The sequence below is a fragment of the Azospirillum thiophilum genome (assembly GCF_001305595.1).
In the GTDB taxonomy this organism is placed as follows: domain Bacteria; phylum Pseudomonadota; class Alphaproteobacteria; order Azospirillales; family Azospirillaceae; genus Azospirillum; species Azospirillum thiophilum.
The window spans coordinates 342,761-358,243 of sequence record NZ_CP012402.1 but is presented as its reverse complement, the minus strand read 5'-3'; the positions used below and the strand labels follow the sequence as shown (position 1 = coordinate 358,243).

Annotated in this window: 11 protein-coding genes; 5 read left to right on the top strand and 6 right to left on the bottom strand. The window is 69.1% G+C overall.

Going from position 1 to position 15,483, the window contains the following annotated elements; all coding sequences use genetic code 11:
- The first annotated feature begins 19 nt into the window (after nt 1–19).
- The 4 genes from AL072_RS15470 to AL072_RS15455 all read left to right on the top strand — a co-directional run bounded on the left by AL072_RS15470 (nt 20) and on the right by AL072_RS15455 (nt 3,134).
- Nucleotides 20–1,159, top strand: coding sequence for an NAD(P)/FAD-dependent oxidoreductase (locus tag AL072_RS15470; protein WP_045586297.1), 1,140 nt, complete (start codon nt 20–22; stop codon nt 1,157–1,159).
- Nucleotides 1,160–1,190: 31 nt separating this feature from the next.
- Nucleotides 1,191–1,694: a hypothetical protein gene (locus tag AL072_RS15465; protein WP_245636877.1), complete on the top strand. Its 504-nt coding sequence runs from the start codon at nt 1,191–1,193 to the stop codon at nt 1,692–1,694.
- A gap of 155 nt (nt 1,695–1,849) precedes the next feature.
- Nucleotides 1,850–2,548 carry an OmpW/AlkL family protein gene (locus AL072_RS15460; RefSeq protein WP_045586225.1) on the top strand — a complete coding sequence of 233 codons (699 nt, stop codon included), beginning with the start codon at nt 1,850–1,852 and terminating at the stop codon, nt 2,546–2,548.
- Nucleotides 2,549–2,699: 151 nt separating this feature from the next.
- Entirely contained in the window at nt 2,700–3,134 is a 435-nt protein-coding gene (locus AL072_RS15455) for a CBS domain-containing protein (protein ID WP_045586224.1), read from the top strand.
- A gap of 97 nt (nt 3,135–3,231) precedes the next feature.
- On the opposite strand, the gene AL072_RS15450 is transcribed toward AL072_RS15455, so the two are convergent.
- The 5 genes from AL072_RS15450 to AL072_RS15430 all read right to left on the bottom strand — a co-directional run bounded on the left by AL072_RS15450 (nt 3,232) and on the right by AL072_RS15430 (nt 9,961).
- A complete protein-coding gene (locus AL072_RS15450) occupies nt 3,232–3,885 on the bottom strand; it encodes a response regulator (RefSeq protein WP_045586223.1) in 654 nt (217 codons plus the stop codon).
- Nucleotides 3,886–4,240: 355 nt separating this feature from the next.
- The gene (locus tag AL072_RS15445) at nt 4,241–6,031 is read right to left on the bottom strand and encodes an acyl-CoA dehydrogenase C-terminal domain-containing protein (protein ID WP_045586222.1); all 1,791 of its coding nucleotides are present in this window, start codon (nt 6,029–6,031) and stop codon (nt 4,241–4,243) included.
- 16 nt (nt 6,032–6,047) lie between these two features.
- Nucleotides 6,048–8,387: a 3-hydroxyacyl-CoA dehydrogenase/enoyl-CoA hydratase family protein gene (locus AL072_RS15440; protein WP_045586221.1), complete on the bottom strand. Its 2,340-nt coding sequence runs from the start codon at nt 8,385–8,387 to the stop codon at nt 6,048–6,050.
- 24 nt (nt 8,388–8,411) lie between these two features.
- Entirely contained in the window at nt 8,412–9,548 is a 1,137-nt protein-coding gene (locus AL072_RS15435; RefSeq protein WP_045586220.1) for a thiolase family protein, read from the bottom strand.
- Nucleotides 9,545–9,961, bottom strand: a complete 417-nt coding sequence (locus tag AL072_RS15430) for a MerR family transcriptional regulator (RefSeq protein ID WP_045586296.1) — start codon at nt 9,959–9,961, stop codon at nt 9,545–9,547. Before AL072_RS15430 ends, AL072_RS15435 begins: the two co-directional genes overlap by 4 nt.
- 422 nt (nt 9,962–10,383) lie before the next feature.
- Between AL072_RS15430 and AL072_RS15425 the strand changes: the two genes are divergently transcribed.
- A complete protein-coding gene (locus AL072_RS15425) occupies nt 10,384–10,572 on the top strand; it encodes a hypothetical protein (protein WP_045586219.1) in 189 nt (62 codons plus the stop codon).
- Between the two features lie 53 nt (nt 10,573–10,625).
- Here AL072_RS15425 and AL072_RS15420 read toward each other — a convergent pair whose 3' ends face one another.
- Nucleotides 10,626–15,404: an alpha-2-macroglobulin family protein gene (locus AL072_RS15420; protein ID WP_045586218.1), complete on the bottom strand. Its 4,779-nt coding sequence runs from the start codon at nt 15,402–15,404 to the stop codon at nt 10,626–10,628.
- Nucleotides 15,405–15,483: the final 79 nt, after the last annotated feature.

Genomic DNA, 15,483 nt, shown 5'->3' with positions numbered 1-15,483 from the left:
TTGCCGAGGAGCGTTGAACGTGGAGCGGGTCGATTTCCTGGTGGTCGGGGCCGGCATCGCCGGCGCGTCCGCCGCATATGAGCTGGCGGCACAGGGCCGGGTGCTGGTGCTGGAGCGCGAATCGCAGCCCGGCTATCACTCGACCGGCCGCTCGGCGGCGCTCTACACCCAGACCTACGGCCCGGCGCCGATCCGCGCCCTGACGGTCGCCAGCTGGGACTTCTATACCAACCCGCCCGCCGGCTTCACCGACCATGCCATGCTGACCCCGCGCGGCGTGCTGATCGTCGGCCGCGACCATGAGACCGGCCGGTTGGACGCGGAATATGAGCAGGGCCGCCGCCTCACCCCCTCGGTCGAACGCTTCGACAGGGCGCAGGTGCTGGCCCGCGCGCCCTTCCTGCGCCCGGACTACGTCGCCGGCGGCGTGTGGGAGCCCGAGGCGCGCGACATCGACGTCCATGCCCTGCACCAGGGCTATCTGCGCGGGCTGAAGGCGCGCGGCGGCCGGGTGGTGACGGATGCCGCCGTGCGCGGGCTGACCCGACGCGACGGGCTGTGGGTGGCGGACACCGAGGCCGGGGCGTTCGCCGCGCCGGTGCTGGTGAATGCCGCCGGGGCCTGGGCGGACGAACTGGCGGCGCTGGCCGGCGTCGCCGCGATCGGGCTGGTGCCGAAGCGCCGCACCGCCATCACCTTCGACCCGGTGTTCGAGGATCCGGCCGACAAACAGGGACTCGACGGCTGGCCGATGGTGTCGGACGTGGCCGAGACCTTCTACGTCAAGCCGGATGCCGGGCGCCTGCTCGCCTCCCCCGCCGACCAGACACCGGTCGCCCCCTGCGACGTGCAGCCGGAAGACATCGACGTCGCCGAAACGGTGGACCGGCTGGAACAAGCGTCGCGCTTTTCCGTTCGCAGATTGGCCCATCGCTGGGCCGGCCTGCGCAGCTTCGTGGCCGACAAGGTGCCGGTCGTCGGATTCGCGCCCAACGCGGACGGCTTCTTCTGGCTGGCCGGCCAGGGCGGCTACGGCATCCAGACGGCGCCCGCCATGGGCCGGGTGGCGGCCGGGCTGGCGTCCGGCCGGGGCCTGCCGGACGATGTGCGGGCGCTGGGGGTGTCGGAGGCCGATCTGTCGCCAGTCCGGCAGCGGTGACCCCGGCGGCGGTGACCAAGGAGGGCATGCCATGACCACGCGTCGAAGCATGAAGGATCGGGCGATGCGCCGTGCGCTCGCTGTCGCGGCGCTGGCCGCCGCCGGGACGCTTGCCGGCTGCGCCAATCCGGCGGCCGACGAGGCGCTGGTCGCGCAGACCGCGCTGATCGGCATGCCCAAGGAGACGCTGCTGTCCTGCGCCGGGGTTCCCGAACGGCAGGCCGCCGTCGACAACCGGGAATTCTTCACCTACCGCAGTTCCCGCCTCGTCTCCTACCCCAGCCCGCCGCCGCTGGGCTATTACGGCGGCGGCTGGGGCTGGCCGTATCACGGTTATGGCTATGGCGGAGCGGGCTATGGCTACGAAGTCAGCAGCTACGACTGCGAAGCAACCTTCAGTTTGAGAAACGGCGTGGTCGAACGTGTGGTCTATGGCGGCACGTCCGGCGGAAGCGCGCGACTTGGACAGTGCTACGCCATCGTCCAGAACTGCGTTGCGCTGATTCCACAGCGGACGATCAAGCCAACTCCTTGAATTCATTGTCCATGCGACAACTCGTCACTGTTGCAGAGCTGCTGCATCGGGCGAGGATCGGTTGTGCCCCTCTAGTACCCTTACTCCGGGTCTGGTAATACCTCCATCGGCTGATGCCACAGAACAGAAACAACGCATTGCCTGGAGCAGACCCCATGAGCATCCTGTCGCGCGCCGCCGCCGCCCTGCTGGCGACCTCGGCCCTCGTCGCCATCGCTTCCCCGTCGCTTGCCCAGGACTTCAAGGGCAAGTCGGCCGGCGACATCGTCGTCCGTGCGCGCGGCCTGGCCGTGCTGCCGCAGGAAAAGGGCACCCTGAACAACAGCGCGCTGGGTGACATCGGGTCGGCCAAGGTCGGCAACGACTACATCCCCGAAGTCGACTTCTCCTACTTCTTCACCGACAACATCGCGGCCGAGCTGATCGCCGGCACCAGCCGCCACAAGGTCCACGGCAACCTGGCGTCCGCGCTCGGTGGCGGCATCGAGGTCGGCAAGGTCTCCCTGCTGCCGCCGACCCTGACGGTGCAGTACCACTTCATGCCGAAGGAGCGCATCAGCCCGTATGTCGGCGCCGGCATCAACTACACCCTGTTCTACAACGAGGATGCGGCCAACAACCCGAACCCGGCCGGCCTGAGCATCACCGACGTCGAGTACAAGAACCGCTTCGGCTGGGCCCTGCAGGCCGGTGTCGACGTGGCACTGACCGGCAACTGGTCGCTGAACGTCGACGTCAAGAAGATCTTCCTGAAGACCGACGTCACCGCCACCGTCAACGGTGCCCTGCCGGTCACCTCGAAGGTCACGCTGGATCCGTGGCTGGTCGGCGTCGGCATCGGCTACCGCTTCTAAGAACGGGCTTCGGGATCCGTCCCGGGCGTTCGACGGGCGGCCTCCCCCATCCGGGGGAGGCCGCCTTTTCTTTTATCCGATCGCCTTGCGGATTGTACGGTCATCCCCATGATTCCAGTATCGGGGTCATCGGAAGAGGGGCCATACCGCCATGCATGTCGCAGCCGTTTTGAAGCGCAAGGGCAACCGGATCGTCGCCGCCGCACCGGCCGACACGGTGGCCGCCGTCACCCGCCTGCTGACCGAGCACCGGATCGGCGCCGTGCTGGTGCTGGCCGACGACGGGCAGCCCGTCGGCATCCTGTCGGAACGCGACGTCGTCCGGGCGATCGCCCGCGATGGCGCTGCGGCCCTCGACCGCCCGGCCGCCGAGTTGATGACGCGCGAGCTCATCACCGCCGCCCCCACCGACACCGTGGCCGACATGATGGCGGTGATGACCGAACGGCGCATCCGCCACGTCCCCATCGTCGAGGCCGGCCGGGTGATCGGCGTCATCAGCATCGGCGACGTGGTGAAGGCCCGCATCGACGACGCCGAACTGGAGGTCGAATCGCTGCGCGGCTATGTCGCCGGGATGGGGTGAGCCGCAAGGCAGGACGGATCGAGCCGCAAGGCCCGAAATGCAAAGAACCCGCCGGACTGCTCCGGCGGGTTCTTCGTTTCCGGCCCTGCCGGCCGGCTCAGGCCGAGTGCGACTGCGGAAAGGCCATCGCCGCCTGGGTGCGGTTGCGCACGCCCAGCGACTTGAAGATCGCGGTCATGTGGATCTTCACGGTGCCCTCGGACAGCCCAAGCTCGTGGGCGATCTGCTTGTTCGACTTGCCTTCGCGCAGACGGTCCAGCACTTCGCGCTGACGCTGGGTCAGCAACTGTTCCAACTGCGGGTCGGACGGCGGCATCACCGATCCGCCGCCGCGCTGGTCGCTTTCGATCCCCTCGCGCAGGACCGTCGCCGGAACATAGACGCCGCCGGAGAAGATCAGGTCGAGCGCGCTCAGCATGATCTTCACGCTGGACGATTTCGGGATGTAGCCGGCAGCGCCGTTCTCCAGCGCCTCCCGCACGTCGGCCTGTGCCTCCGACGCCGAGATGACGACCACCTTGGCGTTCGGCTGCCGGTCGCGCAGCATGCCGATGCCGGAGAATCCGGGCCATCCCGGCATGCGCAGGTCGGTCAGAACGAGGTCATAGGCCTCGTCCTTCACCGCCGCCATGTCCAGAAGCTCGTCGAAATTGCTGGCCTCGGCAAAGGTCGCATTTTCGCGAAGCTGCTCAAGCAGACGGCGAAGACCTTCCCGGAACAGGACGTGATCATCACCGATCAGGATTTTCATCGCTTAAACTCCCGCACCATGCCTGCCCTCCGAAAGTCGCCCCATGGACGTGATAAAAGGAGGGGGCTGTCGCCACCCGCATATTCCCTAAAATCCAAAGGATATAGCAGGCACCGGCCGAACGTAATCTCTATTCAGATGTAACACGCCGGGGAGAGAGCGGACAACCGAAAATTAACTTTTGCTGCAATGCAGGATGCCGTTCGGATGGTACCGACACACCCCATCGGCGATATTCCCAAAGACTTATGACAATTCTAGATCATTGTGCGGATGCACCCTTGAGCCTGTGCGGAAAACATGAAAATAGGCCGGCCGACATCTTGGCGGCGCCGGACCGGCCTGGAGAACCTGCCTAGAAAGCGGCCTCTTCCAGTTCCATCAGCGGACCGGCTCCGGCGGCGATGGTGACGAACAGGCTGTTCACCTGGGGCAGCAGCTTGGTCATGTAGAAGCGCGCGGTCTTGATCTTGGCATCAAAGAAGGCGGCGTTGCCCGTCCCGGCCGCGAGCCCGGACTGCGCCTTCTCCACCATGGTCAGCCAGCTCCAGCCGAGCGCCACCAGCCCGAACAGGCGGAGGTAATCGCTGGCGGCGGCCCCCGCCTCTTCCGGATCCTTCAGGCCCTTCTGGGCGATCAGGGCGGTCGCCTGCTGCAGCTTGGCGAAGGCCTTGGCGAGCGGCATGACGAATTCGCCCAACTCGTCCTTCTCCATCGCCGCCTCGATGTCACGGCCGACCGGGTGGAAGAAGTGGCGCAGCAGGCGCCCCATGTCCTGCGGCAGCTTGCGGCCGACGAGGTCGAGCGCCTGGATGCCGTTGGTGCCCTCGTAGATCTGGCAGATGCGGGCGTCGCGGACATACTGCTCGACACCGGTTTCCCAGATGAAGCCGTGGCCGCCATGGACCTGCACCGCGATGTTGGCCGCATCGAAGCCGATGTCGGTGAACAGCGCCTTGACGATCGGCGTCATCAGCTGGACGAACTCGTCGGCATCGCGTCTGGTCCGGGCGTCGGAGTGCCTTTCCGCCACGTCGAGCTTGTAGGCGGTCAGGGCGCCCAGCGCACGCGCCCCTTCGGTGAAGGCGCGGGCGGTCAGCAGGTTCCGGCGCACGTCGGGATGGACGATGATCGGGTCGGCCGGCTTGTCCGGCGCCTTCACCCCCGACAGCGACCGGCCCTGCAGCCGCTCGCGGGCATAGTTGACGGCGTTCTGGTAGGAGACCTCGGCCAGCCCCAGCCCCTGGATGCCCACGGCGAGACGGGCCGCGTTCATCATCACGAACATGGCGCGCATGCCCTTGTGCGGCTCGCCGACCAGCCAGCCGGTGGCGTCCTCGAAGTTCATGACGCAGGTCGAGGACGCCTTGATGCCCATCTTGTGCTCGATGGAGCCGCAGGCGACGCCGTTGCGGGCACCCGGCGTGCCGTCTTCGCTCGGCATGAACTTCGGCACCAGGAACAGGCTGATGCCGCGGGTTCCGGCCGGGGCGTCCGGCAGGCGGGCCAGCACCAGATGCAGGATGTTCTCGGTCAGGTCATGCTCGCCGGCCGAAATGAAGATCTTGGTGCCGGTGATCTTGTAGCCACCCTCGCCGTCCGGCACCGCCCTGGTGCGGATGATGCCGAGGTCGGTGCCGCAATGCGGCTCGGTCAGGCACATGGTGCCGGACCAGGTGCCGTCGACCAGCTTGGGCAGGAAGCGCTGCTTCAGCTCGTCCGAGCCGTACATCGACAGCGCGTTGTAGGCGCCGAGCGACAGGCCGGGATACATGCCGAAGCTGAGGTTGGCAGAGCAGATGAACTCCTCCAGCATGATGTTGACCAGCTTCGGCAACCCCTGCCCGCCATAGGCCGGGTCGCAGGCCAGCCCCTGCCAGCCGGCGGCGATGTAGGTGTCGTAAGCCTCCTTGAAGCCGGCCGGCGTACGGACCTCGCCATTCTCGAAGCGGCAGCCCTCGCCGTCGCCCGACTGGTTCAGCGGGAACAGCACCTCCTCGCACAGCTTGGCGCCTTCCTCCAGCACCTGGCCGACGAGTTCGGGCGTGGCATCCTCGTAACCGGGCAGCGCGGTCAGCCTGTCCATCCCGACGATCTCGTCCAGGACGAAGCGCACATCCTCAAGCGGAGCCTTGTAGATCGGCATCTCTCGTTCCTCCCCCTCAGTTCCGCAGCGGCTTGCCGGTGAGCAGCATGTGCTCGATCCGGTCGATGGTGCCGCCGGCACGCACCAGCCCCATGAACGCCTCACGCTCCAGCCGCAGGACATGGTCCTCGCCGACCGGCTTGGAGATGTCGGCCTCCCCGCCGCCGCTCAGCACCTCGGCCAATGCCGAGCAGACCACCTTGTCGTGCGGCGTCACCTTGCCCTGCAGGGCGAAGCCCTCCACCGCAAGCTCCATCGCCGCCTTGGCGCTGGGGCCGGGCAGGACATAGGACGTGCTCTTCTCCGGCGGGGTGTAGGTCGCCGCCAGCTCCAGCGCCTTGGCCTTGGCGTCGGCCAGCAGGCGGTCGCGGTTCATGGTGATGCCGTCGGCGGCGCGGAAATACAGCAGCTCCTTGGCCTCCGCCGCCGACTTGGCGACGGTGGCGGTGCTGATGATCTCGAACGCCTTGGCGATGCCGGGCATCGGCCCGCGCGGTGCCTTGGGGTTGGCCTGATGGCGGGCCAGCATCTCGGTACAGCCGCCCCAGGCCGGGATCAGGCCGACGCCGACCTCGACCAGCCCGACATAGGTCTCGGCATGGGCCTGGACATGGTCGGAATGCAGCAGGATCTCGCAGCCGCCGCCCAATGCCATGCCGCTGGGCGCCGCCACCACCGGGAAGGGCGCATATTTCAGCGCGCGGTAGGTGCGCTGTCCGCCCTCCACCATCTCCTCGATCTGCGGCCACAGGCCGATGTTCAGGGCGAAGAGGGCAAGGCCGAGATTGGCGCCGACCGAGAAATTGTCGGCCTCGTTGTGGATGACCAGTGCCTTCCAATCGCCTTTGCCGTCGCCGACCAGACGCATCGCCTTCTCGTAGGCGGCCATGATGTCGGCGTCGACCGCGTTCATCTTGCTGGTGAACTCGACGCACAGCACGCCGTCGCCGATGTCCCACAGGCTGGCCGAGCCGTTCTTCCACACCGGCTTGCCGGCGGCACGCTTGATGTCGGACAGCAGCAGCACGCCGTCCGGACGCACCACCGTGTCGTAGACCCCGGATGTCGTCAGGTGCTGGAGCCTGCCATCCTCCACCCGGTAGAAGGGACGGCCGGCCGCGGCCTCGACCAGCGCCGGGACCGGGATGCCCTCGGACCGGCACAGCTCGGCGAACCAGCCGGTGCCGAGACGGTCGATCAGTTCGAACGGCCCCTGCTTCCAGTTGTAGCCGAGCCGCATGCCCTCATCGACGGCGATGATGCTGTCGGCGATCTCCGGCACCAGGCTGGCGGCGTAGGCCAGCGTCTGCGCCAGGACGCGGCGGGCGAAACGGCCGCCCTTGTCCGGGTGCTCGCACAGCTTGCGCAGGTCGCGGCCGGCGGCCTGGACGCTGTCGAGCCGGGCCTTCTCCGAGGGAGCGTAGTCGCCGGTCAGCAGATTGACCGACTCCTTGACCTTGCCGCCGCCGGCCTTGTTGATGCGGTAGAAGCCGCCCTTGCCTTTGCGGCCGGTGTAGCCCTCCGCGATCATCCGGGTGATGACCGGGTGCTCGCGCATCTGGCCGCGATAGGCGTCGCCGGCCGACAGGGTGGCCGACATGCTCTTGTTGATGTGCGGCATCAGGTCGAGCCCGACCAGATCCACCAGGCCGAACACGCCGGTCTTGGGGATGCCCATCGGACGGCCGCCCACGGCGTCCGCCTCCTCCACCGTCAATCCCAGATCGACCGCGGCGTTCACCGCCGACTGGATCCAGAAGACGCCGATGCGGTTGGCGATGAAGCCCGGCGTGTCCTTGCAGTGGACGACGCCCTTGCCGAGCCGGCGATCGCAGACGTCGGCGATGGCCGCCAGCGCGTCCACCCGCGTGTCGGGACCGCCGACGATCTCCAGCAGGCGCATGTAGCGCGGCGGGTTGAAGAAATGGGTGATCAGGAAGTCCCGGCGGAACTGCTCGCCCTGCCCGTCCGTCAGCACCGCCAGTGGGATGGTCGAGGTGTTGGACGACACCACCGACCCGGCCTTGCGCACCGGGTCGATGCGCTTGTAGAGGTCGGCCTTGATCGCCGGATTCTCGACGATGGCCTCGACGATCCAGTCGACGTCGGCCAGCAGGTTCAGGTCATCCTCAAGATTGCCGGACGTGATCAGCTTGGCGTTCTTCGGATGCATGAAGGGGGCCGGATCGGTCTTCAGCATCTTCGCCACCGCGCCCTTGGCGATGGCGCTGCGGTCGGCACCCTCCTTGGCGGGGATGTCGAGCAGGACACAGGGGATGCCGGCGTTGGCGAAATGGGCGGCGATGCCGGCACCCATCACGCCCGCACCGATCACGGCGGCGCGTTCGATCTTCATGGTCGTTTCTCCCCGATCCCGTCGTCAGACCGCTTCCAGGATGGTGGCGATGCCCTGGCCGCCGCCGATGCACTGGGTCGCCAGCGCGAACTGCTTGCCCTCGCGCTTCAGCAGGGCCGCGGCCTTGCCGGTGATGCGGGCGCCGGTGGCGCCCAGCGGGTGACCGAGCGCCAGCGCGCCGCCATCCGGGTTGATGCGGGACGGGTCGATGTCGAGGTCGCGCATGCAGGCGATGGCCTGGGACGAGAAGGCCTCGTTGATCTCGATGATGTCGATGTCGGCGATCGACAGACCGGCGCGGGCCAGCGCCTTGCGGGTCGCCGGGACCGGCCCCAGCCCCATCAGGTCGGGCGCGCAGCCGGCGACGGCGACCGAGCGGATCTTCGCCAGGATCGGCAGGCCGTTGGCGCGGGCATACTCCTCGGTCGTCACCAGCACGGCGGCGGCGCCGTCGGTCAGCGGCGAGGAGGTGCCGGCGGTGACCGTGCCGTCGGCGGTGAAGGCCGGCTTCAGGCCGGACAGGCTGTCAGCGCTGGTGCCGGGACGGATACAGCCGTCCTTGTCGACCAGACCGGCCGGGGTCTCGATGCCGACGATCTCGTCGGCCAGACGGCCGGAAGTCTGCGCCTCGGCGGCCTTGGCGTGGGAGGCGACGGCCAGCGCCTCCTGCTCGGCGCGGGAGATGGCGTATTTGCGGGCGACATTCTCGGCGGTGACGCCCATCGAGCAATAGGCTTCCGGATAGGAGGCCTTCAGCGCCGGGTTCGGCATCGGGTTGAAGCCCATGATCGGCACGCGGGTCATCGATTCGATGCCGCCGCAGACGAAGACCTCGCCGGCCCCCATCTGGATGGCGCCCGCCGCCTGGTGGATCGACTGCATGGACGAGCCGCAATAGCGGTTGACCGTGGTGGCCGCCGCGGTCTGCGGCAGCCCGGCCAGGAAGGCGATGGTGCGGGCGACGTTCAGCCCCTGCTCGCCCTCGGGGAAGGAGCAGCCGACGATGACGTCCTCGATATCGTCGGTCTTCAGGCCGGTGCGCTCGACCAGCGCCGCGATGATGCGGGCCAGCAGATCGTCGGGACGGACCTTGGTCAGTTCGCCCTTGTGGGCGAAGGCGAAGGGCGAACGGGCGTAACCGGCGATGACGACCGACTTCATGAGTGCTTCTCCTCCATGTCCTGCGTCTCCGTGATGCCGTTGCGGCGAAGATGCTCGGAGATCTGGGTGTCGATGACGCACAGCTCCGCCAGCGTCTGCTGAACGTCGGCAAGCTGCTGTTCGAGGGCGGAAATCCGGCGGCGCGCAAGGCTGCGCATGTAGCGCATCTGTTCGACCTGGGCGTCGTCGGTGTCGTAGAGGTTCAGGAAATCCTTGATCTCGGCGAGGCTGAAACCCAGCCGTTTGCCCCGGCAGATCAGCGCCAGCCGGGCACGGTCGCGGTGGCCGTAGACGCGGGCGTTGCCGACCCGCTCCGGCGCCAGCAGCCCCTCATCCTCGTAATGGCGGATGGTGCGGTGGGTCAGACCGAATTCCCCGGCCAGTTCGCCGATGGCGAGCCGGGACATGGACATGGGCGCGCAGCCGGCCGCCGCACCCCCCTCCTCCGTCCGCTCCATCGCGCCGATGCCGATCGAACTCCGCTCCACGCCGCGTCCTTCCGTTCCAGATCCCTGACGTTTACGTAAAGGTAAGGTCGATGCCGCGCGCTGTCAACAGACTCGTTGACCAAGCAAATCATTTTATCCGCCCTTCCGCCGGGATCCGGACGGGTGCGGCGCGCCCGCGCAGTGACAGGATGCCACGCCCCGGCCCACCCGGAGGCTATGGCAGGCTTTGCGGTAGACGCGTGCGCCCGGCAATCACCCGGACTTTGAAGATGGGGAGCGGGCACGGCGACGGACAGACGGCCGGACAAGGCCGCGGCGGAATTTCCGGGTGGTTTTCCGGACTTCCGGAATTCGGACGGATCAGGACAGGGTATAGGAGACAACCCATGTCGGCGCGCGCCATCGTATCGCTGGGCGTCTGGATACTGGCCATGGTGCTGGTCGGCACCATGACGGTCGGCCTGGCACTGGCCTTCTACGTTCTGCTGACCTTGTGCTTCGCGGTCGTGGTGGCCGCGCTGACCCTGCTCGCCCGCCGGCGCGAGGAGCACCGGAGGGAGCAGAGCTATCTGTAGGCAGGCTGTAGGGAGGCTATAGGCGGGCCGGCTGTCCGCCCCGCCCATTCACCTCACTCCGGCAACACGCGCAGCCGCGACACCCCGGTTCGGGCGGACAGGTGCGGGCGTTGCAGATCCTGCACCTGGGCACCCGGGTCCGCGAAGTCGCCTGGAGTGACCGCGCGGACAAGATAGACCAGACGGAAGCGGGGCGCCGACTTCGGCAGATCGACGGCGGCGACGAAACGGTCGTCGCGGAACTCGACGTTGCGCACCGCCGACAATTCGCCCAGCCAGGACAGCTTGCCGAGCTGGCCGCTGTTGGCGAGCCGGACATTCTCGATCTCGAAGCCGGCCGGCAGCGGATCGCTGACCAGCACCGAATGGTCGAGCGGGTCGCCGACCTCGCCCTCCAGGATCACCACCAGCAGGTCGTTGTGACGCACCCCGGCAGGGTCGACCGGCCGGCCGGCCATGTCGAACAGGCGGCGGCGGATGGTCATCCCCTGCTCTTCCGGCCCAATCGGCTGGTCGGGAACCCCGGCCACCGACAGGGTCTGGCGAACCTCACCGCCAAGGTTGCGGATTGCCGGCGGGGCGGCAGGGTCGATGCGCAGGAATTGCGGCTTGGCGTTCTCCACCGTCTGGTCGGCGATGGCGAGCTTCATCGGCGCGGCCCGGTCGGCCAGCGCCTTGGCGGCCAGCAGCAGCCACGCCTGTTCCTGCGGGTTGGTGGTGCGGACGGCGGCGAAGGTCTTCGCCACGCGCTCGCCCGCCTGGAAGATGCGGTCGCGGTCCACCGCCCCGCTCTCGGCCATCAGCGCGACCACGCCGGCCTCGTCGCGCAGGGAGGAGCCCTGGTCGCGCAGGCCGGCGGTCACCATGCGGGCACCAGTCAGCTTGGCGAACGCCTCGGCCGCCCCCGGCTGGTCGCCGAGCACGGCCATGGCGGCGGCGATCTGCGCCCGGCTGAAGTCGGTCGGCAGGCGGTCCCAGTAATTCTCGCGGAAATAGCGGACCGCACCGGCGTCGATCATCTTCGCCCGCGCCAGCACATGGAGGGCATAGGCGCGGCCCGGCAGGTCGGCGGTCTCCACCCAGGCATTGTCGATGGCCTGCTTCAGCCAGTCCAGCCCCTTGCGGTAGGGCTGGTCCGGAATGCGGTAGCCCGCGGCCTTCGCCCGGCCCAGCACATCGATGGCGTAGGCGGTCAGCCAGGGATCGAGGTCGCCCTTCGGCGACCACGCCGCGAAGGCACCGTCGGACCGCTGGAAGGTCAGCAGCCGGTCGATGCCGCGCTGGACCCGCGCCTTGATGCGGTCCTCCGGCGCGATGCCGAGGCCGGCGGCGAGGTCGCTCATCGACAGCAGCGGCAGGATGCGGCTGGCCGTCTGCTCCGCCCCGCCCAGTGTGGCGCGGTCGAGCGCGAACAGCAGTCCCGGCACGTCGAGGTCGGGCAGGGTCGAGACTGTGGCGCCGATGGCAACGGTCTCCGGACGCAGGCCGGCGGCGATGTCGGCGGGAATCGCCAGCCCCTTGTCGGTGGGCAGGGCGGCGACGCTGTGGCGCGATACCGCCGGCGAGGACGGACGGACGGTGACGTCCCAGCGCCGGGTGACGCGCAGGCCATCCGGTCCGGTGACGTCCAGCGTGACATGCCCGGCGCCGATGGCGGTGGCGGTCAGTACCCGGCCGGCGGCGGCCCGCTTGCCGCGCGCCAGCTTCGGCACGTCGATCCCGGCATCCTCCCCGCCTTGCAGGATCGACACCGCCCCTTCCGCGCCGAGCGTCATGCGGTAGTCGCCCGACGGGCCGTTGAGGTTGTCGAGCGACAACAGCACCTGCGCCGAGTCGCCGGGCGCAAGGAAGCGCGGCAGCACCGCGTCGGCGACCACCGGGTCGCGGACCAGCAGCTGGCTCTCGGCGCGTCCGGTCCGTTCCTCGCTCCAGGCCACCGCCATCAGGCGCAGGCGGCCCTGGAAGTCGGGCAGCTCGAAGGGCACCGCGACCTTGCCGTCGGCGCCCACCGTCAGGATGCCGGAATAGAGCGACACCACCCGTTCCGACTTGGGAGGGACCGGGCCGGAGACCTGTCGCAGCCGCGGTGCCGGCTGGGCCGGCGGGCGGGCGGCGTCCAGGCTGGCCGGATCGATCAGGCGGCCGTAGGAATCGCGCATCTCGACGGTCAGCGGTCGCTTGCCCAGATAATGGCGCGCCGGATCGGGCGAGGGCTGGTCGGTCAGCTGCATCACCGATTCGTCGACGGCGGCCAGCGTGACGAAGGCGGGCTTGCCCTCGGCCACGCCCTCCACCGTCACGTCGGCGGTCATGGCGCGGCGCGGCTCGACCTCCGCCGGGGTGGACAGGCGGACGTCCAGCGTGCGCGGCGCCTTGTCCATCGCCAGCCAGGACAGGCCGACGGCGCGGCGCGGCGGCGTCTTCGACTGCGGGTCGGAGGTGGCGAAGGCGGTCGCCAGGACATGGGCGCCGCTGGTCCAGCCCTGGCCGACCGGGATTTCCAGGAAGGCGCCCTGCGGGCCGATGGCGCGGGTGACGGCAAAGGTGACGCCGCGGTCGGCGACCGCGACCAGCACCTGGCTGTCGTAGGGCGGCTTGACGAAGATCCAGGCGCTTTCCCCGGCACGGTAGGCCGGCATCATCACCGACACGTCGACCGCGTCCGGCCGTTCGCCGGCGGTCGGGGTCATCCACCAGCCGGCGGCGAAGCGCAGGCTGCTGGCGACGCCGGTCTTGGGATCGAAGACCTCCAGCCGGTAGCGGCCGGCGGCGACCGGTGCCTCGACCGCGGCCGGGCCGGCGGCCTGGACCGACAGGGTGCCGCCGGTGACGCGGCGGTCCTTCACCGTGACCTTGTAGTCCCAGCGGCCGTTCGCCTCGTACCAGGCATAGTCGTACTCCTCCTCGAACAGCTCGTAGGAGAGGTCGGCGCGGTCGGCCGGCTTGCCGTCCGGTCCGACGGCGACGACGTCGAAGCCGGCGGTCGCCCCCTCCGGCACGCCGTCGCCCTCGAAGCGCGGCTTGATGCCGATCGCAAAGGGCTGGTGGCGCACCGGCAGGACGAAATCGCGGCCGACCGGGCGGCCGCCGATGTCGAACAGGGTAGCGCGCACCACCGCCTCCAGCGGACGGGTGCTGTCGGGCGGGCGCGGCAGCTTGACCTTCAGCCGGGCCGATCCGTTCTGGTCGGTGATGAAGCCCGGCAGGTCGGCGCGGGCCGGCTTCACCTCCTCCTGCACCAGTCCGAAATGATAGCCCGGCAACGTGGGATAGGGGTTGGCGGCGGTGCGCAGCGTCACCGTCAGCTCGCCCGGCAGGCCGGCGGCCGGCGCACCGTAAAGATAATGGCTGTCGAGGCCGATGTCCGCCTCGCCGTCCGCCGCCAGCTCCGTCGTCGCGGAGGCGAGCGCCAGATCCAGCCGCGGCGGCACGAAATCCTCCAGCAGGAACTCGACCTTGCCAATGGCGGGACCGTCCGGTTCGGCATGGGCGGTGACGAGCCAGTTGCCGGGATAGGCGTTCATCGGCAGGTCGATGCGGGTGGCGTAGCCGCCGGCCCCGCTGTCGGCGACCGTCCGCCGTTCCACCTCGAAGCCGTCGGGGCGCAGGATGCGCAGGGTCAGCGCCTTGCCGGCCGGCGGCGGGTTGAGGTCGGCGTCGCGCAGCAGGGCGGTCAGCTGGACCGTCTCGCCCGGCCGGTAGATGCCGCGCTCGGTGTAGAGATAGGCGTCGGGACCGCCGCTGACCGGACGGATGGGGGCCGGCTTGTCCGGCGACTCGGCCGACGGGGCTCCGCCGGCAGTCAGGTCGAGTACGGCGAAGTCGCCATCGCCGCGCGCGGCGAACAGCGCCTGCGCCGGTTCGGTCCCGGCGGCGCGCAATGCCGCGAGGTCGAAGCGGCCGAGCCCGTCCGCCCCGGTCTGCAGGCGCCCCAGCTCGGCGCCGTTGCGGGCGACCAGACGCAGGTCGACGCCGGCGGCGGGCGCCGCGGTCTGGACCGAGCGGGCGAAGACCACCAGCGAATCCTCGCCGAGGATGGTGTTCAGCCCGAGGTCGGAGACGACGAACCACTGGGTCGCCTTGCGGTCCCAGCCGCCCGGCTTGATCTCGTCCGCGCCGGCGACGGCGACATAGACGCCGGGATCCAACCGGCCCAGCACGGCGTCGATGGGGAAGGCCGTGGTGACGGTGCGGTTGGGCTGGTTGCCGATGCCCATCTCGCCGCGCCACACCTCCTGCCCCGCCTTGTCCAGGATCTCGCCGATGTCGTAGTCGGTCATCTGCTGGGTGATGCGGCCGAAATAGATCTTCTCGACCAGCGCCCGGTCGACGATGCGCAGCACCTGCAGCTTCGCACGGTCGAGGTTGATCGAGCGCAGCGGCAGCCCCTCCGCCCCGACGCGCGGCAGGATATAGCCGGCGCCGCGGAAGGCCAGCGACGGCTTGCGGTTGGGCACCTGCACCTCGCGGGTGTCGGCGGCCGGCAGCCGTTTGCCTTCGGCGCCGGGCAGACCGTCCTTCAGCGTGACCCGGAAAGTCTCGCCATGGCGCAGCCCCTCCACGCACAGCGTGCGGTCGCGGGCGATGGCGGCACCGTCCACCGCCGGCTCCACCGTGACATAGTCGCGGTAGTTCACTGCGCGCGAGCGCTCCAGCCGGTCGGTGAAGGTGAAACATGCCTGGGGGGTATCACGCTCCGCCACCACCTCGACGCTCGCGACGCCGAAGGGGACTGGTTCGGCCGGCGGATCGGCGGCCAGCGTCCGGGTGACGACGAACGTGCCGGAGCACGCGACGAGAACGGCACAGACACGCGCCAGCGCACGCAACATTCGAGACAGGCCCCAATTCCCCGGTGGATCCGAAACCGCATGACCGGGGACAGCCCTGGCGTCGGCTCGGACCTGGACA

Excerpts from the sequence above, each read along its gene's own strand:
- AL072_RS15465 (WP_245636877.1), top strand. The coding sequence starts at position 1,191 with ATGACCACGCGTCGAAGCATGAAGGATCGGGCGATGCGCCGTGCGCTC.
- AL072_RS15460 (WP_045586225.1), top strand. The coding sequence starts at position 1,850 with ATGAGCATCCTGTCGCGCGCCGCCGCCGCCCTGCTGGCGACCTCGGCC.
- AL072_RS15455 (WP_045586224.1), top strand. The coding sequence starts at position 2,700 with ATGCATGTCGCAGCCGTTTTGAAGCGCAAGGGCAACCGGATCGTCGCC.
- AL072_RS15450 (WP_045586223.1), bottom strand. The coding sequence starts at position 3,885 with ATGAAAATCCTGATCGGTGATGATCACGTCCTGTTCCGGGAAGGTCTT.
- AL072_RS15445 (WP_045586222.1), bottom strand. The coding sequence starts at position 6,031 with ATGCCGATCTACAAGGCTCCGCTTGAGGATGTGCGCTTCGTCCTGGAC.
- AL072_RS15440 (WP_045586221.1), bottom strand. The coding sequence starts at position 8,387 with ATGAAGATCGAACGCGCCGCCGTGATCGGTGCGGGCGTGATGGGTGCC.
- AL072_RS15435 (WP_045586220.1), bottom strand. The coding sequence starts at position 9,548 with ATGAAGTCGGTCGTCATCGCCGGTTACGCCCGTTCGCCCTTCGCCTTC.
- AL072_RS15430 (WP_045586296.1), bottom strand. The coding sequence starts at position 9,961 with ATGTCCATGTCCCGGCTCGCCATCGGCGAACTGGCCGGGGAATTCGGT.
- AL072_RS15425 (WP_045586219.1), top strand. The coding sequence starts at position 10,384 with ATGTCGGCGCGCGCCATCGTATCGCTGGGCGTCTGGATACTGGCCATG.
- AL072_RS15420 (WP_045586218.1), bottom strand. The coding sequence starts at position 15,404 with ATGTTGCGTGCGCTGGCGCGTGTCTGTGCCGTTCTCGTCGCGTGCTCC.